Source organism: Micromonospora sp. S4605, assembly GCF_003176715.1.
GTDB classification, from domain to species: domain Bacteria; phylum Actinomycetota; class Actinomycetes; order Mycobacteriales; family Micromonosporaceae; genus Micromonospora; species Micromonospora echinaurantiaca.
Map to the genome: position 1 here is coordinate 1 of NZ_QGSW01000139.1, position 24,600 is coordinate 24,600.

24 protein-coding genes are annotated in these 24,600 nt (G+C 73.5%); 8 read left to right on the forward strand and 16 right to left on the reverse strand.

The window, feature by feature from the left end; all coding sequences use genetic code 11:
* Positions 1-65 precede the first annotated feature (65 nt).
* The 3 genes from dapF to DLJ47_RS09625 are packed head-to-tail and all read right to left on the reverse strand — an operon-like array spanning position 66 to position 2,585.
* Entirely contained in the window at positions 66-917 is an 852-nt protein-coding gene (gene dapF, locus DLJ47_RS09615; protein WP_109899707.1) for a diaminopimelate epimerase, read from the reverse strand.
* A 7-nt stretch (positions 918-924) separates the two neighbouring features.
* A complete protein-coding gene (gene miaA / locus DLJ47_RS09620) occupies positions 925-1,872 on the reverse strand; it encodes a tRNA (adenosine(37)-N6)-dimethylallyltransferase MiaA (RefSeq protein WP_109899708.1) in 948 nt (315 codons plus the stop codon).
* A complete protein-coding gene (locus DLJ47_RS09625) occupies positions 1,869-2,585 on the reverse strand; it encodes a hypothetical protein (protein ID WP_109899709.1) in 717 nt (238 codons plus the stop codon). Before DLJ47_RS09625 ends, miaA begins: the two co-directional genes overlap by 4 nt.
* A 201-nt stretch (positions 2,586-2,786) precedes the next feature.
* Between DLJ47_RS09625 and DLJ47_RS09630 the strand changes: the two genes are divergently transcribed.
* Complete coding sequence (locus tag DLJ47_RS09630) at positions 2,787-3,995, forward strand: DUF349 domain-containing protein (protein ID WP_088995368.1); 1,209 nt, start codon at positions 2,787-2,789, stop codon at positions 3,993-3,995.
* A 191-nt stretch (positions 3,996-4,186) separates the two neighbouring features.
* On the opposite strand, the gene miaB is transcribed toward DLJ47_RS09630, so the two are convergent.
* Positions 4,187-5,686 (reverse strand): tRNA (N6-isopentenyl adenosine(37)-C2)-methylthiotransferase MiaB, encoded by a 1,500-nt coding sequence (gene miaB / locus DLJ47_RS09635; RefSeq protein ID WP_109899710.1) that lies wholly within the window; start codon positions 5,684-5,686, stop codon positions 4,187-4,189.
* A 52-nt stretch (positions 5,687-5,738) separates the two neighbouring features.
* Between miaB and DLJ47_RS09640 the strand changes: the two genes are divergently transcribed.
* Entirely contained in the window at positions 5,739-5,969 is a 231-nt protein-coding gene (locus tag DLJ47_RS09640) for a DUF2277 family protein (RefSeq protein WP_088995370.1), read from the forward strand.
* A gap of 110 nt (positions 5,970-6,079) precedes the next feature.
* Here DLJ47_RS09640 and DLJ47_RS09645 read toward each other — a convergent pair whose 3' ends face one another.
* Positions 6,080-6,559, reverse strand: a complete 480-nt coding sequence (locus tag DLJ47_RS09645; RefSeq protein WP_088995371.1) for a hypothetical protein — start codon at positions 6,557-6,559, stop codon at positions 6,080-6,082.
* Between the two features lie 221 nt (positions 6,560-6,780).
* The gene (gene selD, locus DLJ47_RS09650; RefSeq protein ID WP_396773535.1) at positions 6,781-7,776 is read right to left on the reverse strand and encodes a selenide, water dikinase SelD; all 996 of its coding nucleotides are present in this window, start codon (positions 7,774-7,776) and stop codon (positions 6,781-6,783) included.
* Positions 7,777-7,963: 187 nt separating this feature from the next.
* On the opposite strand from selD, the gene DLJ47_RS09655 reads away from it, so the two are divergent.
* The 4 genes from DLJ47_RS09655 (at position 7,964) to DLJ47_RS09670 (ending at position 11,316) form a co-directional block, all read left to right on the forward strand.
* Complete coding sequence (locus tag DLJ47_RS09655) at positions 7,964-8,719, forward strand: amino acid ABC transporter ATP-binding protein (RefSeq protein WP_109899712.1); 756 nt, start codon at positions 7,964-7,966, stop codon at positions 8,717-8,719.
* A gap of 57 nt (positions 8,720-8,776) precedes the next feature.
* Complete coding sequence (locus DLJ47_RS09660) at positions 8,777-9,712, forward strand: glutamate ABC transporter substrate-binding protein (RefSeq protein WP_109899713.1); 936 nt, start codon at positions 8,777-8,779, stop codon at positions 9,710-9,712.
* A 78-nt stretch (positions 9,713-9,790) separates the two neighbouring features.
* Positions 9,791-10,447 carry an amino acid ABC transporter permease gene (locus tag DLJ47_RS09665; RefSeq protein WP_109899714.1) on the forward strand — a complete coding sequence of 219 codons (657 nt, stop codon included), beginning with the start codon at positions 9,791-9,793 and terminating at the stop codon, positions 10,445-10,447.
* Positions 10,444-11,316 carry an amino acid ABC transporter permease gene (locus DLJ47_RS09670; RefSeq protein WP_109899732.1) on the forward strand — a complete coding sequence of 291 codons (873 nt, stop codon included), beginning with the start codon at positions 10,444-10,446 and terminating at the stop codon, positions 11,314-11,316. The genes DLJ47_RS09665 and DLJ47_RS09670 overlap by 4 nt, the downstream gene beginning before the upstream one ends.
* 61 nt (positions 11,317-11,377) lie before the next feature.
* Here DLJ47_RS09670 and rny read toward each other — a convergent pair whose 3' ends face one another.
* The 10 genes from rny to DLJ47_RS09720 all read right to left on the reverse strand — a co-directional run bounded on the left by rny (position 11,378) and on the right by DLJ47_RS09720 (position 22,641).
* Positions 11,378-13,144: a ribonuclease Y gene (rny, locus tag DLJ47_RS09675; protein WP_109899715.1), complete on the reverse strand. Its 1,767-nt coding sequence runs from the start codon at positions 13,142-13,144 to the stop codon at positions 11,378-11,380.
* 684 nt (positions 13,145-13,828) lie between these two features.
* Entirely contained in the window at positions 13,829-14,545 is a 717-nt protein-coding gene (locus tag DLJ47_RS09680) for a 3-keto-5-aminohexanoate cleavage protein (protein WP_109899716.1), read from the reverse strand.
* Between the two features lie 94 nt (positions 14,546-14,639).
* Entirely contained in the window at positions 14,640-15,335 is a 696-nt protein-coding gene (locus DLJ47_RS09685; RefSeq protein WP_109899717.1) for a regulatory protein RecX, read from the reverse strand.
* Positions 15,336-15,343: 8 nt separating this feature from the next.
* A complete protein-coding gene (recA, locus tag DLJ47_RS09690; protein WP_088995380.1) occupies positions 15,344-16,390 on the reverse strand; it encodes a recombinase RecA in 1,047 nt (348 codons plus the stop codon).
* A 184-nt stretch (positions 16,391-16,574) separates the two neighbouring features.
* Complete coding sequence (locus DLJ47_RS09695) at positions 16,575-16,775, reverse strand: DUF3046 domain-containing protein (protein WP_088995381.1); 201 nt, start codon at positions 16,773-16,775, stop codon at positions 16,575-16,577.
* 4 nt (positions 16,776-16,779) lie between these two features.
* Positions 16,780-18,120: an MFS transporter gene (locus DLJ47_RS09700; RefSeq protein ID WP_109899718.1), complete on the reverse strand. Its 1,341-nt coding sequence runs from the start codon at positions 18,118-18,120 to the stop codon at positions 16,780-16,782.
* Positions 18,121-18,199: 79 nt separating this feature from the next.
* Positions 18,200-19,339 carry an acyl-CoA dehydrogenase family protein gene (locus tag DLJ47_RS09705; RefSeq protein ID WP_109899719.1) on the reverse strand — a complete coding sequence of 380 codons (1,140 nt, stop codon included), beginning with the start codon at positions 19,337-19,339 and terminating at the stop codon, positions 18,200-18,202.
* 70 nt (positions 19,340-19,409) lie between these two features.
* Positions 19,410-20,303, reverse strand: coding sequence for a GNAT family N-acetyltransferase (locus tag DLJ47_RS09710; protein ID WP_199235769.1), 894 nt, complete (start codon positions 20,301-20,303; stop codon positions 19,410-19,412).
* Between the two features lie 49 nt (positions 20,304-20,352).
* The gene (locus DLJ47_RS09715; protein WP_109899721.1) at positions 20,353-21,057 is read right to left on the reverse strand and encodes a UdgX family uracil-DNA binding protein; all 705 of its coding nucleotides are present in this window, start codon (positions 21,055-21,057) and stop codon (positions 20,353-20,355) included.
* Between the two features lie 243 nt (positions 21,058-21,300).
* On the reverse strand, positions 21,301-22,641 hold the full coding sequence (locus DLJ47_RS09720; protein ID WP_109899722.1) for an aminotransferase class I/II-fold pyridoxal phosphate-dependent enzyme: 1,341 nt from the start codon (positions 22,639-22,641) through the stop codon (positions 21,301-21,303).
* Positions 22,642-22,675: 34 nt separating this feature from the next.
* On the opposite strand from DLJ47_RS09720, the gene DLJ47_RS09725 reads away from it, so the two are divergent.
* Together DLJ47_RS09725 and leuE are read left to right on the forward strand one after the other, a co-directional pair.
* Entirely contained in the window at positions 22,676-23,917 is a 1,242-nt protein-coding gene (locus DLJ47_RS09725; protein WP_109899723.1) for a bifunctional pyridoxamine 5'-phosphate oxidase family protein/GNAT family N-acetyltransferase, read from the forward strand.
* Positions 23,917-24,585, forward strand: coding sequence for a leucine efflux protein LeuE (leuE, locus tag DLJ47_RS09730; RefSeq protein ID WP_109899733.1), 669 nt, complete (start codon positions 23,917-23,919; stop codon positions 24,583-24,585). Before DLJ47_RS09725 ends, leuE begins: the two co-directional genes overlap by 1 nt.
* Positions 24,586-24,600: the final 15 nt, after the last annotated feature.

The following is a 24,600-nucleotide window of genomic DNA, read 5'->3' on the forward strand; positions in this document are numbered from 1 at the left end:
ACCTTCCCGAGATCGCCGCCGAGGCCTCCGCCACCCCCTGACCCACCCGGCCACCCGGCCGCCCGTCAGGCGGACGTGGTGAGGGCGGTGGGGGCGATCTCGCCGGTGGCGACCAGCACGGCCGGGCCGGCGAGCCAGCACGAATCCGCGGTGACGGTGACCGAGAGCCGGCCGCCGGGGACGTCCACCGCCACCACGCCGGTGTCCCGGCCGGCGTCGCGCAGGGCCACCGCGGCCACCGCGCAGGCGCCGGTGCCGCAGGAGAGCGTCTCGGCGGAGCCCCGCTCGTACACCCGCATCAGCACGTGTCCGTCCGTGCCCTCGACCGGGTCGCCGAGGGCGGTGAACTCGACGTTCACGCCGTCGGGGAAGGCGGCCGGGTCGACCTCGGGTGCCCGGGTGAGGTCCAGCCCGGCCAGGTCCAGCCCGGCCGGCAGCGCGCAGACCAGGTGCGGGTTGCCCACGTCCACCGAGGTGCCGGGCAGGGTCAGCCCACCCAGCGAGGCGGTCGACGGGTCGTACAGCCGGGGACGGCGCATCTCGACGGCGACGCTGTCGCCGCTCACCCGCGCCCGCACGACGCCGGCCCGGGTGGCCACCGGCAGCGTCCCGTCCGCCGGGTCGGCCAGGCCGGCGGCGATCAGGAAACGGACGAACACCCGGGCGCCGTTGCCGCACATCTCGGCGTACGAGCCGTCGGCGTTCCAGTAGTCCATGAACCACTCGGCGTCCCCGGCCTGCCCGGCCGCCTCGGGGTGCGCGGCCGACCGGACCACCCGCAACACGCCGTCCGCGCCGAGGCCGCGCCGGCGGTCGCAGAGCGCGGCGACCATCCCCGGCGTCAACTCCAGCCGCCCGTCCGGGTCGGGCAGGATCACGAAGTCGTTGCCGGTGCCGTGCCCCTTGGTGAACTCCACGCCCCCATCATCGCGCAGCGGCGGGGAGCAGCCCCAGGGCCTCGGCAACCAGGTCCGGCGCGGCCGCGTCGAGCCAGTGGATCCGCGGGTCGCGGCGGAACCAGGAGCGCTGCCGGCGGACGAACCGCCGGGTCGCCCGGATCGTCTCGTCGTGCGCCTCGGCCTCGGTCAGCTCACCGGCCAGGAACCGCAGCACCTGCTGGTAGCCGAGCGCCCGGCTGGCCGTACGCCCCTCGGGCAGGCCGCGGCCGACCAGCTCGCGGGTCTCGGCGACCAGGCCGTCCGCCCACATCCGGTCCACCCGCAGGGCGATCCGCTCGTCCAGCAGCGCGGTGTCCAGGTCGACCCCGACCTGCACCGACGGGTAGTACGGCGTCGGCTCGGGCAGTGCTGCGGTGAACGGCGCCCCGGTGAGCTCGATCACCTCCAGCGCCCGGACGATCCGCCGGCCGTTGCCGGGCAGGATGCCCGCCGCGGCGGCCGGGTCGGCCGCGCGCAGCCGCGCGTACAGCGGCGCCGGGCCGGCCTGGGCCAGCTCCCGCTCCAGCCGCTCGCGCACCGCCGGGTCGGTGCCGGGGAACTCGAACCGTTCCAGCACCGCCCGCACGTACAGCCCGGAGCCGCCGACCAGCAGCGGCACCCGGCCCCGGGCCAGGATGTCGTCCACCGCCGCCCGGGCCAGCCGCTGGTACTCGGCGACGCTGGCCGGCTCGGTGACCTCCCAGATGTCCAGCAGGTGGTGCGGCACCCCCGCACGTTCGGCCGGGGTGAGTTTGGCGGTGCCGATGTCCATGCCCCGGTAGAGCTGCATCGAGTCGGCGTTGACCACCTCGCCGCCCAGGGCGTGCGCGAGGGCGATGCTCAGCGCCGACTTGCCAGCCGCGGTCGGCCCGACCACGGCCACCACCGTGCCGGCCGGCGGGCGGCTGCCACCGGCCTCGACCGGCCCGCTCACGCCGGCTCCCAGCCGGCGACGAAGTAGGCCACGCCGTAGGGCGCGGCGTGGTAGCGCAGCTCGCCGCGCCAGGCGCCACCCGCCGCCCGGGCCGCGCCGGCGAGCACCTGCCAGGGGGCGCGCCCGGCGGCCTTCAGCTCCGCCGACAACTCCGGGTCCAGGCCGAGCAGGGCCGCGGCGTCCGCGTCGGCCAGCGCCCGGGCGACCCCCTCGTCGTACGGCTCGGCGCGCGGGTCGTGGTGGCCGGGCGACTTCTCCCCCCGGCTGGCGGACCCGTCCCCCATCACCAGCAGCGCCACCCGGGGGCGGTACCCGTCGACCTGCCGGGCGAGCTCGGCCACCTCGTCTGCGGTCGCGTCCGAGGCCACCTGGGCGGCGACCACCCGCGCGCCGACCCGGTGGCGGCCGAGCAGCCACGCGCCGACGGTCACGCTCGGCGGCAGCGCCGCCGGCCCGTCGGGCAGCCCGGGCACCAGCGGCACGGTGAGGTCCACGCCGAACGGGCGGAACGTGCCGACCGCGGGCGGGACGATCCAACCCGTCCCGGTGCCGGAGCCCAGCACCACGACGCAGTCCGGCTCGGTGGCCAGCAGCCGGGCGACGGCGGCGTCGCAGGCGGCCCGGAGGTCGGCCAACTCACCGGCGGCGGCGCCCGCCACCTCGGGCACGAGCAGGGGCGGATGCGGGCAGACGGCGGCGGCGACCAGTGGCACGGGTCCACGTTAGCGGGACGTTCCGGTGCGTCCCCGCGCCGATCCGGTCATTCGACGGCTAGGACACCGTATGGTCACGGTCGGCGATAGGCGCTCGACGCGGACGGGGGCGGACCTGTGACAATGCCGGGAGAAACTTTGCTGCGCCGTGGCGGCGATCGCGGGACTGCTCCCCGACGCCGGGAGAACGAGGATGGGCACATGAGCGACTGGACTGCCTTCGGACGGGTGGACGCGGACGGCACCGTGTACGTCAAGACCGCCGAGGGTGAGCGGGTGGTCGGTTCCTGGCAGGCGGGAGCACCGGAGGAAGGGCTGGCGCACTTCGCCCGGCGCTTCGCCGACCTGGTGACGGAGGTGGACCTGACCGAGGCCCGGCTCAACTCGGGTGCGGCGGACGCGGGCCACTCGCTGACCACGATCCGCCGGCTGCGTGCCTCGCTGGCCGAGGCGCACGTGGTCGGCGACATCGACGCGCTCGCCGCGCGGCTCGACAAGCTCGCCACCGTCGCCGAGGAGAAGGCCGGCGAGGCCCGGGCCGCCCGGGACGCCGCCCGCGGCGAGGCGCTGGCCCGCAAGACGGCCCTGGTCGAGGAGGCCGAGAAGATCGCCGCCGAGTCGACCGGCTGGAAGACCGCCGGGGACCGGCTCAAGGAGATCCTCGACGAGTGGAAGACCATCCGCGGGGTCGACAAGAAGACCGACGGTGAGCTGTGGAAGCGGTTCGCCGCGGCCCGGGACGGCTTCACCCGCCGGCGCGGCGCCCACTTCGCCTCCCTCGACGCGCAGCGCAAGCAGGCGCAGTCGGTCAAGGAGGAGCTGGTCACTGAGGCCGAGAAGCTGAAGGACTCCACCGACTGGGCGGCCACCGCCAACCAGCTCAAGGACCTGATGAACCAGTGGAAGGCCGCGCCGCGCGCCTCGAAGGAGGCCGAGCAGCGGCTCTGGGAACGGTTCCGGGCGGCGCAGGACGAGTTCTTCACCCGGCGCAGCGAGGTCTTCTCGGCCCGGGACAACGAGCAGCGGGCCAACCTCGAGCGCAAGCAGGCCCTGCTCGCCGAGGCCGAGGCCCTGGACGTCGACGGCGACCCCAAGGGCGCCCAGGCCAAGCTGCGGGAGATCCAGGCGCAGTGGCACGAGGCCGGCCGGGTGCCCCGGGAGGCGGCCGCCGGGCTGGAGCGCCGGCTGCGCGCGGTCGACGAGAAGGTCCGCGAGGTGATGGACTCGGCCTGGCGGCGGACCACCAAGGAGGACAACCCGCTGCTCGCGCAGATGCGGGCGCAGGTCGCCGAGGCGGAGGAGCGGCTGGCCCGCGCCCAGGCCGCCGGCGACGCCAAGCGGATCCGCGAGGCTGAGCAGGCGCTGGCCTCCAAGCGGCAGTTCCTCCAGCTCGCCGAGCAGTCCGGCTGACCTCTGACCTGAACGAGCATCGGAGCGCCGGTCCCGCACGGGACCGGCGCTCGTGCGCATCCTGGACGGCGCGCCCGCCGCCCGGATGGCCGCGCCGGTCCAAGATCGCGCTACAACACGGACAGTGGCCTCGACGTGCGGTCGAGGGCACGACATCCAGGTTGCAGCGTGATGGTGCGAACGGGCGAGGGTCAGTGGGCGGCGCAGCCAGTGGTCGGCGCGGGCGCCGCGGCCGGCGCGCCGATCGTGGGCAGCCCGAGCAGCACCCCGGGCGTACGCGGGGAGCGCCCCGCCTCGGCCGCGTCACCGGCCCGGGTACGCCGGTGCGACACTGGCTCGCCGTCGGCGTTGAGGTGGTGTGGGGCGGCGTACGTCACGGTGGTGTGCACGATGTCGCCGGGGCGGATCTGCCCGGCGTACGACCCGGCGTCGAAGTGCACGAGGCGGCCGTCCCGGGCTCGGCCGGACATCCGCCCGGTGCGCTCGTCCTTGCGCCCCTCGCCGACGGCGACCAGCACCTCGACGGTCTCCCCGACGAGCTTCCGGTTCTCCGCCCAGGTGATCTCCTCGACGCAGGCGATCAGCCGCTCGTACCGCTCCTGGACGACCTGCTTGGGCAGTTGGCCGTCCATCGTCGCGGCCGGCGTGCCGGGGCGCTTGGAGTACTGGAAGGTGAACGCGGAGGAGAACCGCGCCTCGCGCACCACATCGAGGGTGCGCTCGAAGTCGGCGTCGGTCTCGCCGGGGAAGCCGACGATGATGTCGGTGGTGATCGCCGCGTCCGGCATCGCCGCCCGCACCTTGGAGATGATGCCGAGGTAGCGCTCGGCCCGGTACGACCGGCGCATCGCCTTCAGCACGTCGTCCGAGCCGGACTGCAACGGCATGTGCAGCGAGTGGCAGACGTTCGGCGTCTCGGCCATCGCGGCGATCACGTCGTCGGTGAAGTCCTTCGGGTGCGGGCTGGTGAACCGGACCCGCTCCAGGCCCTCGATGTCACCGCAGGCGCGCAGCAGCTTGCCGAAGGCGAGCCGGTCGCCGAACTCGACGCCGTAGGAGTTGACGTTCTGCCCGAGCAGGGTCACCTCCAGCACGCCCTCGTCGACCAGCGCCCGGACCTCGGAGAGGACGTCGCCGGGGCGGCGGTCCTTCTCCTTGCCGCGCAGGGCGGGCACGATGCAGAACGTGCAGGTGTTGTTGCAGCCCACCGAGATCGACACCCAGCCGGCGTACGTGGACTCGCGGCGGGTGGGCAGCGTGGAGGGGAAGACGTCGAGGGATTCGAGGATCTCCACCTCGGCGGCGGTGTTGTGCCGGGCCCGCTCCAGCAGCACCGGCAGCGAGCCGATGTTGTGCGTGCCGAAGACCACGTCCACCCAGGGCGCCTTGCGGACGATGTCGCCGCGGTCCTTCTGGGCCAGGCAGCCGCCGACGGCGATCTGCATGCCGGGGTGCTTGTCCTTCACGGGGCGCAGATGACCGAGGTTGCCGTAGAGCCGGTTGTCGGCGTTCTCCCGCACCGCGCAGGTGTTGAAGACCACCACGTCCGGGTGCTCGTCGGCCTCGGCGGCGCGCACGTAGCCCGCCTGCTCCAGCAGCCCGGAGATGCGCTCGGAGTCGTGCACGTTCATCTGGCAGCCGTACGTGCGCACCTGGTAGGTGCGCGGGCTGCTCGCCGCTGCGGTAGTCATGACCCGGACAGCGTATCCGGGCCGGGTAGCCCGAACCGAACGAGGAGGAGCCGTGTGCCGGAGCATCAAGACCCTGCGTGAGCCGTACGTCGCCGAGGTGACCCCGGCCGACGTCGACGCCGCGGCGTTGCAGTACGTCCGGAAGATCTCCGGGTTCCGCAAGCCGGCCGCGCACAACGCGGCCGCCTTCGACGCGGCGGTGACCGCCGTGGCGGCGGCCACCCGGACCCTGCTGGAGCAGTTGGAGGTCCGGGGCGGGCGGTCCACCGGCCCGACCCGCTGACCGGCGGGTTCCGCCGGCCGGGGCTCGATCGGCCCGCCCGGGCCCGCCAGCCGACGCGCGATCCGCGGCCCGGCCCGGGCCGGCGGGTCCGTCGGCCGGGCGGCGGGCGGTCAGGCCGCGGCGAGCGCGGGCAGCACCGAGTCGGGCGCCCACCGCGAGCGGTGGCACTGGGACCAGCCCCGACAGCCGGCGTTGGCCTCGGTGCAGAGCCGCTGGTCGCCGAGGACCTCGCCGTCGTCGGTCTCCCGGACGGTGAAGTGCACCGGCCGGATCGTGCCGTCCGGCGCGACGAGCAGGTGCCGGCTGGCGTCGAGGGTGTCGTCGCGCAGCAGGCAGTTGCGGTCCAGCAGCCGCGCCAGGGCGGCGATGCTGGCGTGCTCGGGAAGCCGGTCCGGAACCCCGTAGCAGTCCACGATCGTGCCGAACTCGCCCGGCGCCTCCCAGACGTCGCAGATCACCGCGTACGTCGGCAACCGGGTCGGGTCAGCCACCGCCAGGGGCATCACCACCCGGCCGAGCGCCTCGGCCAGTGCGGGGTAGACCTGCACCGGCGCCGCCCGGTCGATTCTCCAGTTCCACAGCTCGGTCATGCCGCCTCCTCGCTGTGCTCGTCCCACCGGCCTCCGGATCGGGCCTTACTGACGATGGTGGGGTGCATTTGACCTCAGCCGGGGGCAAGTTACCGGTCTGTGACCATTCCGGGCAAAATTTACCCGAGCCGCGTTGCTCCGAGTAGCCGGAAAATGACAGTTTATCGGGTATGGTGCCGCGCCCGGCGCCACCCCGCGTCGCGTCTTCCGACCCGCGCCACTCACCCGAGGACCAGCAGATGCTCGCCCCGCGGACGCAGTTCGCCGACCACGGTGGCGCCCGGGAGTTCGCCGGCCACCAGCAGCCCGCCGGAGGTCTGCGCGTCGGCCAGCAGCAGCCGGTCGTCCTCGCCGACCCGGCCGAAGTCCGTCCACGGTGTCACCCAGTCCAGGTTGCGCCGGCTGCCGCCGCTGACGTACCCGTCCCGTACCGCCTCCCGAGCGCCGGCCAGGTACGGCACCCGGGCCGCGTCGAGGGCGACCGTGAGCCCGCTCGCCCGGGCCAGCTTGGCGGCGTGGCCGAGCAGCCCGAAGCCGGTCACGTCGGTGCCGCAGCGCACGCCGGCGGAGACCGCCGCCCGGGCCGCGTCGCGGTTCAGCGTGGTCATCGCGGCCACCGCCTCCGGAAAGCGCTCCCCGGTGTGCTTGTGCCGGGTGTTGAGCACCCCGACGCCGAGCGGCTTGGTCAGCGACAGCGGCAGGCCCGCCCGGCCGGCGTCCAGGGTGATCAGCTCGTCCGGCCGGACCACCCCGGTGACGGCCAGCCCGTACTTGGGGCCGTCGTCGTCCACGCTGTGCCCGCCGGCCAGGTGGCAGCCGGCGTCGCGGGCCACGTCCTGGCCGCCGCGCAGCACCTCCCGGGCCAGCTCCAGCGGCAGCACGTCGCGTGGCCAGCAGAGCAGGTTCAGCGCCACCAGCGGGGTGCCACCCATCGCGTACACGTCGGATAGGGCGTTGGTCGCGGCGATCCGGCCCCAGTCGTACGCGTCGTCGACCACCGGGGTGAAGAAGTCGGCGGTGCTCACCAGGCCGGTGCGCTCGTCCAGCCGGACCACCGCGGCGTCGTCGCCGTGGTCCAGGCCGACGAGCAGCTCCGCCGTGCCGGCGGCCGGGCCGAGGCCGGCGACCATCGCCTCCAGCTCCCCGGGCGGGATCTTGCAGGCACAACCGCCGCCACGGGCGTACCGGGTCAGCCGTACCGGTTCGGTCATCCCCACATGATTTACTCGACGCGCGCAGGTCGCCACACGGCGCACCAGGACGGTGGTCGAATTCGGACTTCGCGCCGTGATCACGAATGGTGTTACCGCTCCGTGACCAACTGAGTTGCATTCCGCCACATCCCCCCGCCTACAGTTGCCCAACCGGGGGTCATCCGACCCCGCTGGGGCGACGACAGGGACGGTGGACGACGTGACGACGGGCGAACCGCTCATCGTGCTGGACTCGGTCAACAAGTGGTTCGGGCCGCTGCACGTGCTGGACGACGTCTCACTCTCGGTCGGCAAGGGCGAGGTGGTCGTGGTGATCGGCCCGTCCGGCTCCGGCAAGTCGACGCTCTGCCGCACGATCAACCGGCTGGAGCCGATCAACTCCGGCACCATCACCTTCGACGGGCAGCCGCTGCCGGCCGAGGGCAAGGCGCTGGCGAAGCTGCGCAGCGAGGTCGGCATGGTCTTCCAGTCGTTCAACCTCTTCGCGCACAAGACCATCCTGGAGAACGTCACCCTCGGGCCGATCAAGGTGCGCAAGGAGAAGCCCGCGGCGGCCCGCGAGCGCGCCCTCGCCCTGCTCGACCGGGTCGGCATCGCCAACCAGGCCGACAAGTTCCCGGCCCAGCTCTCCGGTGGTCAGCAGCAGCGGGCGGCGATCGCCCGCGCGCTCGCCATGCAGCCCAAGGCGATGCTCTTCGACGAGCCCACCAGCGCGCTCGACCCGGAGATGGTCGGTGAGGTGCTGGAGGTGATGACCTCGCTGGCCCGTGACGGCATGACCATGGTCGTCGTCACCCACGAGATGGGCTTCGCCCGGCACGCGGCCAACCGGGTCATCTTCATGGCCGACGGCCAACTGGTCGAGGACGCTCCCCCGGCCGAGTTCTTCGGCAACCCGCGCAGCGAGCGGGCCAAGGACTTCCTCTCCAAGATCCTCACGCACTAGGCGTCCGTACCTGGAGCGCGCCGTCCCCCGGCGGCTTCGTCGAAGAAGGAGAAGAGTATGCGTATGAAGCGCGTGGCGGCGCTCGCCATGATGGCGTCGCTCGCCCTCTCGGCCGCAGCGTGCGGCAAGGAGGGGTCGCCGACCCCCAGCGGTGGCGGCAACGCCTCCGGTGGCGCTCAGTCCGACGCCTGCACCACCTCGGGCGTGACCTTCACCCCCAAGGCGGACGCCGCGGTCGCCGGCAGCCCCACCTTCGAGAAGATCAAGAGCGGCGGCAAGGTGGTTGTCGGCGTCAAGTTCGACCAGCCGAACCTGGGCTACAAGGACGCGCAGGGCAAGCGGTGCGGCTTCGACATCGAGATCGCGCAGTACATCGCGAGCACCCTCGGCGTGGACCCGGCGAAGATCGAGTACAAGGAGATCGCGTCGGCCAACCGGGAGACCGCAATCAAGGGTGGCGAGGTCGACTACTACGTCGGCACCTACTCCATCACGGACAAGCGGAAGAACGACATCTCCTTCGCCGGGCCGTACTTCGTCGCCGGCCAGGACCTGCTGGTCCGCAAGGACGAAACGTCGATCACCGGCAAAGATAGCCTCAAGGGCAAGAAGGTCTGCTCGGCCACTGGTTCGACTCCGATTCAGAAGATCCGCGACGAGGGCCTGACTGAGCCGGAGAACATCGTCGAGTTCAAGACCTATTCCGAGTGCGTCTCGCAGCTGCTCGACAACAAGGTCGACGCGGTGACCACAGACGACGCGATCCTCAAGGGCTACGCGGCGCAGAACCCGGACGAGCTTAAGGTCGTCGGCCAGCCGTTCAGCACCGAGAAGTACGGCATCGGCCTGCCGAAGGACGACAAGGCGCTGCGCGACTACGTGAACAACCAGATTGAGGCGGCCTTCACCGACGGCACCTGGAAGAAGATCTACGACGGCACCCTAGGCAAGTCCGGTTCGCCAGCTACGGCGCCGCAGCTCGAGCGGTACTGACGGCAGTTCGAAACGTGATGCGGCACCGGGCGGGGGTTCGTCCCCGCCCGGCGCCTGCCCGAGGACTGAGAGCGAGGCATGGGCGAGTTCTTCCGCGTACTGACGGACAATGCCGACCTGTTCCGCGACGGGTTTACCAACACCGTCAAATTGTTCCTGATCGCCGCCGTCGGCAGCCTCGTCCTCGGCACGCTGCTCGGCGCCATGCGGGTCTCCCCCGTGCCCGCGCTGCGGGCGTTCGGTGCCACGTACGTCAATCTCGTGCGGAACACCCCGCTGACTCTGGTCTTCGCGTTCCTTGTGTTCGCGGTGCCGAAGCTGGACGTCAACATCGACTACTTCCCCAGCGCCTGCATCGCCCTGACGATCTACACCTCGGCCTTCGTATGCGAGGTGGTCCGGTCCGGGGTCAACACGGTCGCCGCCGGCCAAGCGGAGGCAGCCCGGGCGCTCGGCATGACCTTCGGTCAGGTGCTGACACTCATCGTGCTGCCGCAGGCGCTGCGGGCGATGGTGCCGCCGATGATGAGCGTGTTCATCGCGATGCTGAAGAACACTACGATCGCCGCCGGCTTCTCGGTGCTCGAGGCGGGCGCCATCCCGGCGTACATGTCGGAGCGCGGTGAGCCGCAGTTCGCCGTCCTGCTCTGGATCACCATCGGTTTCCTGATCCTGATCCTGCCGCTGGTGGCGTTGCAGCGATTCCTCGAGCGCAAGTGGACGGTGGCGCGATGAGCACCCAGGTCTCGATCCTCTACGATTTGCCCGGTCCGAAGGCCAAGCGGCGCAACACGATCCTCGGCGTCGTCTCGACGCTGGGCATCATCGCGCTGATCGCCTTCGTTGGGTACAAGTTCGCCGACACCGGCCAGTTCGAGGCCCGCAAGTGGGAGCAGTTCCAGTACGCCTCGGTGCAGCGCGAGCTGCTCGGCGGCCTCTGGGCGACGCTCAAGGCGGCCGGCATCGCGGCGGTGCTGGCGCTGCTTTTCGGCGCGGTCTTCGCCGGCGCCCGATTGAGCGACAAGTGGATCCTGCGTGCCCCTGCCACCTTCGTGGTAGAGCTGTTCCGGGCCATCCCGCTGCTGATCCTCATTTTCTTCGGCTACTACGTGCCGCTGCAGTACGGCTGGTCGATCGACAAGCTCTGGGCCCTGGTCATCGGGCTGGTGCTCTACAACGGCTCGGTGCTGGCGGAGATCTTCCGCGCCGGCATCAACGCGGTGCCCGACGGGCAGTCCGAGGGCGCGTACGCGATCGGCATGCGCAAGAACCAGGTGCTCCGCCTGATCCTGCTGCCGCAGGCGGTCCGCTCGATGCTGCCGGCGATCGTGAGCCAGCTCGTCGTCCTGCTCAAGGACACCGCGCTCGGCTTCATCATCACGTACCCCGAGCTGCTGTTCGTCGGCAAGCAGATCGGCGGGCGGCTACCGTTCGGCCTGCCGTACGTCCCGACGTACCTGATCGTCGCGGCGATCTACATCGCCATATGCGGGATGCTGTCGATCCTCGCCTGGTGGCTGCAGAAGCGGATGGGTCGCGCCCGTACCTCCGCGAAGCCGCTGCCGGCCCTCCAGACCGGTGAGGACACCCCGCGGGGGATCTGACCGCATACGGCATGGGGCGGATGGTGTGGCCGCCCGCCCCATGCCGTATGCGTACGGCGCCTCAGCGGGCGATCTCGGTGACCCGGGACTCGCGGACCACGGTGACCCGGATCTGACCGGGGTAGGTCAGCTCCTCCTCGATCTGCTTCGCCACGTCCCGGGCCAGCACGGCGGCGCCGATGTCGTCCACGTCGTCCGGCTTAACCATCACCCGGATCTCCCGGCCGGCCTGCATGGCGAAGACCTTCTCCACGCCGAGCTTGCCGGCCGCGATCTCCTCGATCCGCTCCAGCCGCTTGACGTACGCCTCCAGGCTCTCCCGGCGGGCGCCCGGCCGGCCGCCCGAGCAGGCGTCGGAGGCCTGGGTCAGCACCGCCTCGATGGTCTGCGGCGGCACCTCGTTGTGGTGCGCCTCGATGGCGTGCACCACGTCCTCGCTCTCGCCGTACTTGCGGGCCAGGTCCGCGCCGATGATGGCGTGGCTGCCCTCCACCTCGTGGGTGAGCGCCTTGCCGATGTCGTGCAGGAACGCGCAGCGCTTGATGGTGGGCACGTCCAGGCGCAGCTCGGCGGCCATGACGCCGGCGATGTGCGCGGTCTCCACCAGGTGCTTGAGCACGTTCTGCCCGTACGAGGTGCGGTAGCGCAGCCGGCCGAGCAGGGTGACCAGCTCCGGGTGGATCTCGGTGATGCCGACCTCGACCAGGGCGTCCTCGGCGGCCCGCTGGCAGAGCTCCTCCACCTCGTGCCGGGCCAGGTCGTAGACCTCCTCGATCCGGTGCGGGTGGATCCGGCCGTCCAGCACCAGCTTCTCCAGGGTCAGCCGGCCGACCTCCCGGCGGACCGGGTCGAAGCAGGAGAGCAGCACCGCCTCGGGGGTGTCGTCGATGATCAGGTTGACCCCGGTGACCGACTCGAAGGCCCGGATGTTGCGGCCCTCGCGACCGATGATCCGCCCCTTCATCTCGTCACCGGGCAGGTGCAGGACGCTGACCACGCTCTCCGCGGTCTGCTCGCTGGCCACCCGCTGGATGGCGTCGACCACGATGTGCCGGGCCCGCTGCTCGGCGGTGCTGCGCGCGTCCGCCTCGATGTCCCGGACCAGCAGCGCCGCCTCCCGCTTGGCCTGCGACTCGATGGCCTCGATCAGCTCGGCCCGGGCCGCGTCGGCGGTGAGCCCGGCCACCCGTTCCAGCTCGCGCCGCCGCTGCTCCTCGGCCTCGGTCAGCTCTACCTCCCGGCGGGCCAGCTCGGCCTCCCGGGCGGCCAGCGCGGCCGTCGCGGCGGTCAGCTGCCGCTCCCGCTCGGCGAGCCGCTCGACCTCCTCGGTGTGCAGCCGCTCCCGCTCGTCCATCCGGGCCGCCCGGCGCTCGACCTCGGCCGCCTGCTCGCGGGTGGTGGCGGCGAGCACCGCCACCTCACGCTCGCCGCTGCGCCGGGCCGCCGCCCGCAGTTGCTCGGCGTCCGCCTCGGCCTGCTTGTGCGCCCGCTCCAGCACGGTGTCCGCCTCGGCGCGGGCGTCGTCGAGCACCCGGCGAGCCTCCGCCCGGGCCGCCTTCGCCTCGGCCTTGGCCGCGGCCGCCTCGGCCCGCGCCGCCGCGGCCGCGGACTTCGCCACGTCGATGGTGCTGTTCGCCTCGTCGGCGGCGCTGCGCAGCGCGGCCAGGGACTGCTCCTGCCGGTCCTTCTCGGCGATGAAGGCCGGATCCTCGGGGGCCGGCGCGGCCTGGAACCGGCGCAGCGTCCGGACGCCCAGCAGCACCGCCCCGACCACCACCACGGTCAGGATCAGCACCACCACGAGTAGCACGACGTCGAACCCGCTCATGCCGGCACTCCGCTCCGCTGCGTGCCGCCATGAGACACAAGCGCACCGCCCCGCTGATCCGCTCGCTGACGCTCCCTCATGCCGGGACCTCGTGGGGACCACCGGTGAACCTGTGCCGCCCCGCCATGGCCGCCTCCCCTGAACGTCGGCGCCGCAGTGACCGTGCCGGAAGGCACACTCCTGCGGCTCTGGACGCCCGACCGGAGCGACTGGCCGTGGGTAGCTCTCTCCGCCGGCGGTGCCCGAAGCATCGCCGGCGACCGGGTGCAGTTGTCTCCTCAACTCCCGACCGGCCTGTCCGGAGCTGCGGTGGTATGGCCGATGGTGCTGGCCAAAGTGATGCGGTTCTGTTACGCGATCTATGTTGTGCGCTTAGCCTGCGCTGGTCGGGCAATGTGAGCCTGTATGGCGAGGCTAGGTCGCGAGGGCCGGTCTGGTCAAGAACTCATGATCAAACCCCCCGAACGGAGCGAAGTTACGGCGTCACTTACCGCTGATGAAACGCCGGACACCAGCGGACAAACGCCACCGGTCGAGCCGGTGTCGGATGGATGTCATCGCTGCTCAGCCCAGGCCGACCGGGCCGCCGCGCCTCGGCCCAGGTTGATCGACTCCGGGTCGCCGGTGTGCGGTGTCCTTGGCCCGCCCGATACCGCCACCTCGCCGAGCTGGCGTCCGCGCGGCTCAGCGGGCGCCGGCGGCCAGCGCGGCGATGACGAGTGCCGGGTTGTCCGGGGCGGGCGTGCCGTCCGGTAGCTGGAGCGTGTCCTCCAGGCCGACCCGGGTGTGCAGTCCCCGGCGGACCGCCTCGGCGAGCACCGCCCAGGTGGCCGGCCCTTCGGCGTGCAGCAGCACCGACGGCTCGATCGGCCCCGCGGCGCGCGGCAGCGCGGCGAGCATCGCGGCCGCGTCCGCGAGCGCCACCGGCGGTTCCTCAGCCATGCACTCGATCAGCTGCCGCCCGGCCGGCACCCGCCAGGCCCGGTACGCCGCCACCGCCTCGACCGTCCAGAGCCCGGCCTCCACCAGCACGCCCCGCTCGTGCAGCGCGGCGGCGACCGCTTCCGCGCCCTCCTCGTGGGCGTTGACCGACGCGAAGTCGGGCAGGGTCCGCCAGTCGCGGACGGCAGCCACCCGGGCGGCCGGATCCGGCTCGATCCAGGCGCCGGTGCTCACCCCCACCGGCAGCCCGGGCCGGGCGGCCCGGATCGCGGTGAGGGCCGCCGCGATGACCTCGGGACGCAACGACTCGGCACCGTCGGTGTCGCGCGGATGGACGTGCACCGCCGCCACGCCGAGATCGGCGCAGCGGGCCGCGTCGGCGGCCAGTTCGGCCGGGGTGAGCGGGACCGCCGGGTGCTCGTCGCGACCCCGCCCGCCGTTGAGGCAGGCCTTCAGCATCGGCCGGCCCTCCCTGGCGCCGCCACCCGCCGACCGGCCGCCGGGAGTGGTTCGCTCGGCCGGTCGCCCGGCCACGTGAACATCGCCCGGCCGGTCATTCGGCCGCCCGGCTGTCGCGGTCCAGTTCGCCCTCGGCGTCGGCGAGGGCGTCGGCGTCGATCTGCTCAGCGAACTCGGCCGCCTCGGCGCTCTGCGCGGCGAGGGCGTCCTTCACCGCGCGGATGGCCACGCCGGGCGGGTAGCCCTTGCGGGCCAGCATGCCGACCAGCCGGCGGAACACCGCGTCGGGCTCGCCGCGGGCGACCCGGAGCTTCCGCTCGACCAGGGCGCGGGCCGTCTCGGCCTCGGTGGTCTCGTCCAGCTCGCCGAGCGCCTCGCGGGCCACGTCGCCGTCGACTCCGCGCTGGCGCAGTTCGTTGGCCAGCGCCCGGCGGGCCAACCCCCGGCCGGCGTGCCGGCTGCTCACCCAGGCGCGGGCGAAGGCGGCGTCGTCGATGATGCCGACCTCGTCGTAGCGGTCGAGCACCTCGGCCGAGACCTCCTCGGAGATGCCCCGCTTGGCGAGCGCCGTGGCCAGCTCGGCCCGGGTACGGGGCCGCACGGCGAGCTGGCGCAGGCAGATCTCCCGGGCCACCTCCGCCTCGTCGCGCGGCGCGGCGGCGGGCGCCTCGGAACCGGCCTCCTCGGAACGGCCGCGCCGACCGCGGCGGGGCCGCGGCGTACTGGCGTCACCCGTACGGGGTGGGCTGGCGTCCCAGCCCCGCCCCGTACGGGCGCGTCGTCCTGCCACGAGTCAGGTCAGAAGTCGACCGGCGGCAGCTCCGGGCCACCGGCGGCGTCGCCCGCGCCGACCCCGACGCCGAGCTTCTCCAGGATCTTCTTCTCGATCTCGGCGGCCACGTCCGGGTTCTCGCGGAGGAACTCGCGGGCCTTCTCCTTGCCCTGGCCGAGCTGGTCGCCGTCGTAGGTGTACCAGGCGCCGGACTTGCGGATGATCGCCTGCTCGACGCCGACGTCGATCAGCGAGCCCTCGCGGGAGATGCCCTTGCCGTACATGATGTCGAACTCGGCCTGCTTGAACGGCGCGGCGACCTTGTTCTTCACCACCTTGACCCGGGTGCGGTTGCCGACCACGTCGGTGCCGTCCTTGAGGCTCTCGATGCGGCGCACGTCGAGCCGGACCGAGGCGTAGAACTTCAGCGCCCGACCACCGGTGGTGGTCTCCGGGCTGCCGAACATCACGCCGATCTTCTCGCGCAGCTGGTTGATGAAGATCGCCGTGGTGCCGGTGTTGTTGAGCACGCCGGTGATCTTCCGCAGCGCCTGGCTCATCAGCCGGGCCTGCAGACCCACGTGGCTGTCGCCCATCTCGCCCTCGATCTCGGCGCGCGGCACCAGCGCGGCCACCGAGTCGATCACGATGATGTCGAGCGCGCCGGAGCGGACCAGCATGTCCGCGATCTCCAGCGCCTGCTCGCCGGTGTCCGGCTGGGACACCAGCAGCGCGTCGGTGTCGACGCCGAGGGCCTTCGCGTACTCCGGGTCGAGCGCGTGCTCGGCGTCGACGAAGGCGGCGATGCCGCCGGCCCGCTGGGCGTTGGCCACCGCGTGCAGCGCCACCGTGGTCTTACCGCTGGACTCCGGACCGTAGATCTCAACGACCCGGCCGCGGGGCAGACCGCCCACGCCGAGGGCCACGTCGAGCGCGATGGAGCCGGTCGGGATCACCGCGGTCTGGATGACCGGCCGCTCCCCCAGCCGCATCACCGAGCCCTTGCCGAACTGCTTGTCGATCTGAGCGAGAGCAAGGTCGAGTGCCTTCTCCCGGTCAGGCCCTGCTGCCATCGTTGCCACCCCTGCCTTCGCCGGCGTCTTTCCTGAGCTTCGCGTCACGCGGACACGCTAGGCGCTGGGTCCGACAGAAAACCAGCCGACGGGCCGCGAGCTGTGGACGAGCACCCCGCTGTGGACAATAGCCGAACAGGTGTACGAGTCGGCAAGCGACACGCGGGAGCGGCGAAAAGGCTGCTCAACGTAGCCGGGCGGGCACCCGGTCGGGATAGGCGGCGACCACCGCCCGCCACACCACGTGCGTCTCCTCACCCGCGGCGAGCGCCTGCTCGATGGTCCGCCCGCCGAGCTGGGGCAGCACCTGGTCGGCGGCGATGCTGGCCGCGTAGCCCGGCCCGAACGCCTCCTCCAACCGCGCCCAGAAGTCGGTCAGCCGCACGTGATCAGTCCTCCTCGTCCGGTGCGCTCGCCGGCACCGCCCGCAACGCTAGCGCCACCAGCGGCACCACCGCGATCGCCGCGAGCAGGGTGAGCACCGGATAACCGGCGGCCCGCATGACAAACCCGCTGACCGCGGCGGCCCCCGCGCCGGCCAGCCCCATGGTCAGGTCGGAGAACCCCTGCACGCTCGGGCGGACCGCCGCCGGCACCGACTCCGACAGCAGCGTGGAGCCGGCCACCATGGTGCCGGACCAGCCCAGCCCGAGCAGGACCAGCCCGATCGAGAGCCGGGGGGTGTGATGCCCGGCCGTGCCGGCCACCGCGCACGCGGCGAGCAGCAGCCCCACGCCGGTGAGGATCACCGCGCGCCGGCCGAGCCGGTCGGTCAGCCAGCCGACCAGCGGGGAGAGGGCGTACATGCCGGCGATGTGCAGGCTCAGCACGATGCCGACCACCCGCAGCACGTCGGCGTCGCCGTGCGACTCGCCGAGCCGGACCGGCGTCATCGACATCACCGCCACCATCACCACGTGGCCCACCGCCACCGCCGCGATGCCGAGCCGGGCGGCCGGGCGGCCGCGTACCACCTGCCAGGCCGCCCGCATCCCGGCGCCGCGCCGGGTGGTCCGGGCCGGCGCGGCGACGGCCTCCGCCGGCGGGGTGACGTCCGGCGTTCCGGTGGCCACCGGGGCCGCGGCCGCCGCCAGCCGGCGCGCGGTGAGCAGCGGGTCGGGCCGCAGCAGCGCCAGCAGCACGCCCGCGGCGAGCACGAACGCGGCAGCGCTGAAGGCGAACGGGCCGGCCAGCGGCGGCAGCCCCCAGCCGCTGGTGGTGCGGTCGGCGAGCGCGGCGAAGTTCGGTGCGGCCACCGCGCCGATGGTGGTGGCCCAGACGATCAGCGAGAGCTGCCGGCCCCGGCGGGCCGGCTCGGCGAGGTCCACCGCGGCGTAGCGGGCCTGGAGGTTGGCCGCCGTGCCGCCGCCGAAGAAGAGCATGCCGAGAAAGAGCAGCGGCACGGACCGGGTGACCGTGGCGAGCACCACCAGCACCGCCCCGACCGCGCCGGCCAGGTAGGCGAAGGCCAGCCCCGGCCGGCGGCCGTGCGCGTTCATGATCCGGGTCACCGGGACCGCCAGCAGCGCCCCGCCCACCACGGCGGCGCTCTGGGCCAGGCCGGCCACCGCGGTGCCGGCCACCCGGGCGGCGAGCAGCGCACCCACCGCGATGCCGATGGTGACGCCGATGCCGCCGATGATCTGGGTGCCGAAGAGCAGCCGCAGGGTCCGCCGCTGGATCGGCGCGACGTCGGGGGCGGCGACCGGGGCGGTCAGTTCCGTGGTCATCGCGGCTCCTGGGTGCGGTAAGGGGTGCTGGCCCCGTCCATCCTTGCGCAGCCACCGAACCCGATGGCACCCGGTTTAGCTACAGGCCGAGCCCGCGGCCGATGATCTCCTTCATGATCTCGGTGGTGCCGCCGTAGATGGTCTGCACCCGCCCGTCCAGCCACGCCTTCGCCACCGGGTACTCCAGCATGTAGCCGTAGCCGCCGTGCAGCTGCACGCAGCGGTCGGCGACCCGGTTCTGCAGCTCGGTGGTCCACCACTTGGCCTTGGCCGCGTCGGTCACCGAGAGCCGGCCGGCGTTGAACTCGGCGACGCAGTGGTTGACGAAGGTCCGCGCGATGGTCACCTCGGTGTCCAGCTCGGCCAGGAGGAACCGGTTGTGCTGGAAGGCGCCGATCGGCCGGCCGAACGCCTGCCGGGAGCGGGCGTAGTCCAGGGTGACCGCGAGCAGCTTCTCGGCGGCGGCCACCGCGGCGACCGCGATGCTCAGCCGTTCCCGGGGCAGGTTGGCCATCAGGTGGTAGAAGCCGTGGTTCTCGGTGCCGATCAGGTTCTCCGCCGGCACCCGGCAGTCGTCGAAGAAGAGCTCGGCGGTGTCGTTGGCCTTCAGCCCCACCTTGGCCAGCCGCCGACCCCGGGTGAAGCCGGGGGTGCCGGTCTCCACCGCGATCAGGCTCACCCCGTGCGCGCCCTGGTCGGCCGTGCGGGCGACCACGATCACCAGGTCGGCCAGCTCGCCGTTGGTGATGAACGTCTTCTGGCCGTTGAGCACGAGCGCGCCGCCGTCACGTACCGCGCTGGTGCGGACGCCGGCCAGGTCGGAGCCGGCGCCGGGCTCGCTCATCGCGATGGCGGTGACCAGGTCACCGGAGCAGAACCCGGGCAGCCAGCGCTTGCGCTGGTCGTCGGTGGTCAGCTCGGTGAGGTACGGAGCCACCACGTCGTTGTGCAGGCCGAAGCCGAGCCCGGAGCAGCCGGCCGCGACGATCTCCTCCACCAGCACCGCGTTGTACCGGAAGTCCCGCTGACCACCGCCGCCGTACTCGGGGTCGACGTCCATGCCGAGCAGTCCGGCGGCGCCGGCCTTGCGCCACACCTCCCGGTCGACGATCCCGGCGGCCTCCCAGCGCTCGTGGTGCGGTACCGCCTCGCGGGCGAGGAACTCCCGGCACAGGTCGCGGAACTCGTCGTGGTCACGCTCGTAGAGATGCTGCTGCATGGCGGCAAGTGTGGCACCGGCCACCCGTGCGGAACAGTGCCTGCCGACCGACCGGCGGGTGCCCGTGCGGTCAGGACCACCAGGTGGCCCTGCCGACCGGCCGGAAGCCGAGCGAGTCGTAGAGCGGGCGGCCGGCCCGGGACGCGGTCAGCGTGACCGGAGACCCGGCCAGCTCCGCCAGCACCGCGTGCAGCAGCGCCCGGCCGACGCCCCGGGACCGGTGCTCGGGCAGCGTGGTCATCCAGTACAGCCCGGCCACCTCGGCGCGCACGGTCAGGCAGGCACCGGCGGGTACCCCGTCGACCTCGGCGAGCAGGAACCGGACCCCGGGCCGGTCGAGCAGGGCCGCCGGGAACGCCTCGCCCGGACGGTACGGCTGCAGCCGGCTCAGCGGGAAGCCGGACACGACCACCCGCTCGACCGTCGCCAGCCGCTCCGGGTCGTCGACCGGCGTCACCCGCAGCGACGGCGCCGGGACCGGCGCGGGCGGGCGGATCATGACCGGCAGGTTCCGGGGGGTCAGGCCCGAGCCGGTCAGGTCCGCCCCGCCGAACGGGTCCTCGACCGTCACCGGGCCCTCGGTCCACTCCCGGACCAGCGCGGCGATCTCGACCAGGTCGTCCGCGGTGGGTTCCGGGGTGCGCAGCAGGACCCGCAGGCCGGCCCGGTCGTCGCCGCGTACGGCCAGGAAGCCGGGCCGGCGGGTCACCGGGTGCCGCCGGGTCTCGGCGAGCGCCGTCCAGAGCGCGGCGGCGTTGCCGGTGGCCAGCCTCAGCTCGGCGGCGTCGCCGGCCAGCCGGGGCTCGGCGTCCGGGGCGGTCGGCGGGGCGGCCGTGACGTCGACCGGGGACGGGATGGTGCGGTGGTCGGGCTCATGCCGCCACGGTAGGCGCCTGGGCGGCCGTTCCCGGAGAGCCGATCCCCGGCCGCCCGACCGGACCAATCCGGCTTCGTGGACAGTCACCGCCTCCCCGGCGACCATCCACGATCGACGGCCGTCCGTTGACCGGTGGTCAGGCGGCCAGCGCGCGGGCGGCCACGGTGAGGTCGGCGACCAGCCCGTCGTAGGCCTTGTCCTGGTCGTCGGCGCGCAGCACGGCGGACGGGTGGATGGTGGCCAGCAGCCGGGCCTCCGGCGCGTCGGCCACCTTGCCCTCGGTGTCCACCGGCACCCGCTGGAAGTCCTCGGGATGCTGGGCCGAGGCGGGCCACGGCAGCAGCTCGCCGCGCTGGCGGGTGACCCGGAAGGTCGGGCCGAGCAACGCCTTGGCGGCGGTGGCGCCCAGCACCACCACGATCTCCGGGTCCAGCCGGGCGAACTCGGCGACCAGCCAGGGGCGGCAGGCGGTGATGTGCACCCGGTCCGGGGTCTGGTGGATGCGCCGCTTGCCGCGCAGCTCGAAACGGAAGTGCTTGACCGCGTTGGTCAGGTAGATGTGCCGGGGGTCGAGGCCGGCGTCGTCGACCGCCTTGCGGAGCAGCCGGCCGGCGGGACCGACGAACGGCAACCCCTTCTGGTCCTCCATGTCGCCGGGCTGCTCGCCCACGAAGACCACCCGGGCGCTCTCGTCGCCCCGGCCGAACACCGTCTGCGAGGCGTCCCGGTAGAGCTCGCAGCCACGGCAGCCGATCGCCGCCGCGCGGAGCGCGTCGATGGTGTCCGCCTCGGGCGGGATGAACCGCTGGGCGCCGGGGGCGCTCCCGGTCTGCTCGGCCATGTCGACTGTTATATACCCGTTCGGGAGACTCCGCCGGGCCCGGCGGCGTCAGTATCCGCCGCCACCGCCGTCACCGTCACCGGACGCCACCGCGATGAGCACGATGATGATCACGATCACCGCCAGTGCGACGGCGATCCAGAGCCCCCGCTTCGATCCCGAAGCCATGGTCGCTCACCTCCGGCGCCGCGCTTACCCCCCCGGCCGGGCGACTCACGCCCGCGCGCCGCGCGGTGCCGCGGGTCAGGCGGTGAAGCCGGCGCCGGGGGCCGGGCGGACCGCGTCGGCCAGCGCGTCGGCGAGCGGCTCGACGTCGCTGTCGGCGAGCCGGCTGACGGTGATCCGCAGCCCGGGCGGGCCGGCGATCCGGTAGAGGGCGCCGGGCGCGACAGCCCAACCGGCGTCGCGCAGCGCGGTCAGCGCGCTGGTCTCGTCCGGCACCGGCAGCCAGACGTTGATGCCGCTGCGGCCGTGCGCGGCCAGACCGCGCCGGGCCAGCGCGGCGAGCAGCGCCCCGCGGCGCCGTTCGTAGCTGCCGGCCGCCCGGTCGACCAGCTCGGTCACCGCCGGGTCGCGCCAGAGCGCGAGGACCAGCCGTTGCAGCACGGTGGAGACCCAGCCGGCGCCGACCCGGGCCCGGCCGGCCACCCGGGCCACCGTCGTCTCGTCGCCCACCAGCACGGCCAGTCGCAGGTCGGGCCCGAAGGGCTTGCTCACCGACCGGAGGAAGGCCCACGTCGGGGTCGCCCCGGCCAGCGGGTGCAGCGGCACGCGGGCCAGCTCGGCGGCGTGGTCGTCCTCGATCAGCAGCAGGTCGGGCCGCCCGGCGAGCAACTCGCGCAGCTCGCCGGCCCGGTGCGCGGAGACCGCCGCGCCGGTCGGGTTCTGCGCCCGGCTGGTGACCACCAGCGCCCGGACACCGGCGGCCAGCGCCGACCGGACGCCGGCGACCAGCGGCCCGTCGTCGTCGACCGGTACGCCGATCGGGCGCAGCCCGAGGGCGGCCACCAGGTCGAGCAGGTTGGCCCAGCCCGGGTCCTCGACCGCCACCGCGTCGCCGGGGCGCAGGTGGGCGCCGAGCAGTCGCTCGATGCCGTCGAGCGCGCCGCCGGTGATGGTCAGCTCGCCGGCCGGTACGCCGTCGGCGGCCAGCCGCGCACGGGCCGCCTCGACCAGTTCGGGCAGCACCCCGGCGCCCGAGTAGCTCACCGGTGCACCGGCCGCCGCGGCGAGGGTGGCCAGGTGCGGGCCGAGCGGGGGCAGCAGCGTCGCGTCGGGTTCCCCGGTGGACAGGTCGCGCAGGCCGGGCGCCGGCGGCGGGCGCAGCGCCGAGCGGCGGGCCGCCACCGGCGGGCGGGGCCGCACGCGGGTGCCGTGCCGGCCGGCGGTGACCACCAGCCCGCGCTGGCGCAGCTCCTGATAGGCCCGGGCGACGGTGGCCGGGCTGACCGCCAGCTCGGCGGCGAGCGCCCGGACCGGCGGAAGCGCGGCGCCGGGCGGCAGGGCGGCGGCCCGGATGCCGGACTCGATGCTGGCCGAAATCTCGACGGCTGTCATACCGGTGACCTGATAGCGTGCTGACACAAACAGAAGATTGTACTAGAACAAAGGCGGGAGCATGTACCCACCGACCCCTCGGACCACCGCCAGCCGCAGCCGGGACCGGATGAGCTACGACCGCGCCGCCGCGCACGCCGTGCTGGACGAGGCGTACCACTGCGCGCTCGGGTTCAGCGTCGACGGCGAGCCACGGGTGCTGCCCACCCTGCACGTCCGCCTCGGCGACACCCTCTACCTGCACGGCTCCACCGGCAGCCGGCCGCTGCTCGCCGCCCGGGGCGACGGGCTGCCGGTCTGCGTCGCGGTCACCCTGCTCGACGGCCTGGTGTACGGCCGCTCCCAGTTCCACCACAGCGCCAACTACCGGTCGGTGGTCGCGCACGGCACCGCCCGGCTGGTCGCCGACGAGCGGGAGAAGGCCGCCGTGCTCACCGCACTGGTGGAGAAGGTCGGCGCCGGGCGCAGCGCGGACAGCCGCCCGCCGAGCCGCCGGGAACTGGCCGAGACCGCCGTGCTGGCGCTGCCGCTGCGCGAGGTCTCGGTCCGCGCCCGCACCGGGGGCGTACGCGACGACGAGGCCGACCTCGACCTGCCGCACTGGGCCGGCGTGGTGCCGCTGCGGCTGACCGCCGGGGCACCGGAGCCGGACGCCGGCGTCACCGCCCCGGTGCCGGCGTACCTGCGGCCGGACCGGTCGCCGTGGCTGGAGCCGGCGGTGCTGCGCGGCGAGCACGTGGTGCTGGAGCCGCTGCGCCTCGCGCACGCCGACGAGTTGCACACCGCCACCGCCGACCCGGAGGTCTGGCGGCACCTGGGCACCGCCATGCCGGCCGACCCCGCCGGAACCGCCGAGGTGGTCGCCGCCGCGCTGGCCGCGCACCACCGGGGCGAGCGGGTGCCCTGGGTGCAGCGCTGCGCGGTCACCGGCGCGGTGGTCGGCACCACCTCGTACTACGAGGTCGACCCGGACCGGCGGGCGGTGGCGATCGGGTACACCTTCCTGGGCCGGCCGTGGTGGCGCACCGGGATCAACACCGAGGCGAAGTTGCTGCTGCTCACCCGGGCCTTCGAGGAATTGGGCGCGCTGCGGGTGGTGTGGCACACCGACATCCGCAACGAGCGCTCGCAGCGGGCCATCGAGCGGCTCGGGGCGACCCGCGAGGGGGTGCTGCGGATGCACCGGCAGCGCGCCGACGGCTCGTGGCGAGACACCGTGCAGTATTCGATGACCGTCGACGAGTGGCCGAACGCACAGGTCACGCTGCGGGAAAGGCTTCGCCGGGCGGCTCCGGTGGCGTGATGATGTCGGGCGTGCTGGGCATCACCGACATCTGGACGTACGTGCTGGGCACCGTGGCGATCATCCTGCTGCCCGGGCCCAACTCGCTCTTCGTGCTCTCCACCGCCGCGCAGCGGGGCGTGGCGGCCGGCTACCGGGCCGCCGGCGGGGTGTTCGTCGGCGACGGGGTACTGATGGTCCTCTCCGCCGCCGGGGTGGCCTCGCTGCTCCAGGCGTACCCGCCGCTGTTCCTGGTGGTGAAGTACGCCGGCGCCGCGTACCTCGGCTATGTCGGGCTGACCATGCTGCGCGGGGCCTGGCGCCGCTGGCGGGACCGCAACGACCCGACCACGCCGCGGCTGATCGACGCCGCGGAGCCGGCCGCGCTGCGCAGCCCGTTCCGCAAGGCGTTGGTGGTCAGCCTGCTCAACCCGAAGGCGATCCTCTTCTTCATCTCCTTCTTCATCCAGTTCGTCGACCCCGGGTACGCCTGGCCGGCGCTGTCGTTCCTGCTGCTCGGGCTGATCGCCCAGGTCACCAGCGCGCTGTACCTGACCGCGCTGATCTTCGCCGGGACGTTCCTGGCGGCACAGTTCCGCCGGCGCCGCCGCCTCGCCGCCGGCGCCACCACCGGGGTGGGCGCCCTCTTCCTCGGCTTCGGCATCAAGCTCGCCACCGCCACCATGTGACCCGGGCACGGCACC

Bases quoted from the DNA above. Each gene is read 5' to 3' on its own strand.
- DLJ47_RS09660 (WP_109899713.1), top strand. From the start codon at position 8,777: ATGCGTATGAAGCGCGTGGCGGCGCTCGCCATGATGGCGTCGCTCGCC.
- DLJ47_RS09725 (WP_109899723.1), top strand. From the start codon at position 22,676: ATGTACCCACCGACCCCTCGGACCACCGCCAGCCGCAGCCGGGACCGG.
- rny (WP_109899715.1), bottom strand. From the start codon at position 13,144: ATGAGCGGGTTCGACGTCGTGCTACTCGTGGTGGTGCTGATCCTGACC.
- DLJ47_RS09665 (WP_109899714.1), top strand. From the start codon at position 9,791: ATGGGCGAGTTCTTCCGCGTACTGACGGACAATGCCGACCTGTTCCGC.
- leuE (WP_109899733.1), top strand. From the start codon at position 23,917: ATGATGTCGGGCGTGCTGGGCATCACCGACATCTGGACGTACGTGCTG.
- DLJ47_RS09705 (WP_109899719.1), bottom strand. From the start codon at position 19,339: ATGCAGCAGCATCTCTACGAGCGTGACCACGACGAGTTCCGCGACCTG.
- miaB (WP_109899710.1), bottom strand. From the start codon at position 5,686: ATGACTACCGCAGCGGCGAGCAGCCCGCGCACCTACCAGGTGCGCACG.
- DLJ47_RS09715 (WP_109899721.1), bottom strand. From the start codon at position 21,057: ATGGCCGAGCAGACCGGGAGCGCCCCCGGCGCCCAGCGGTTCATCCCG.
- DLJ47_RS09645 (WP_088995371.1), bottom strand. From the start codon at position 6,559: ATGACCGAGCTGTGGAACTGGAGAATCGACCGGGCGGCGCCGGTGCAG.
- DLJ47_RS09630 (WP_088995368.1), top strand. From the start codon at position 2,787: ATGAGCGACTGGACTGCCTTCGGACGGGTGGACGCGGACGGCACCGTG.
- DLJ47_RS09680 (WP_109899716.1), bottom strand. From the start codon at position 14,545: ATGCTGAAGGCCTGCCTCAACGGCGGGCGGGGTCGCGACGAGCACCCG.
- recA (WP_088995380.1), bottom strand. From the start codon at position 16,390: ATGGCAGCAGGGCCTGACCGGGAGAAGGCACTCGACCTTGCTCTCGCT.
- DLJ47_RS09700 (WP_109899718.1), bottom strand. From the start codon at position 18,120: ATGACCACGGAACTGACCGCCCCGGTCGCCGCCCCCGACGTCGCGCCG.
- DLJ47_RS09670 (WP_109899732.1), top strand. From the start codon at position 10,444: ATGAGCACCCAGGTCTCGATCCTCTACGATTTGCCCGGTCCGAAGGCC.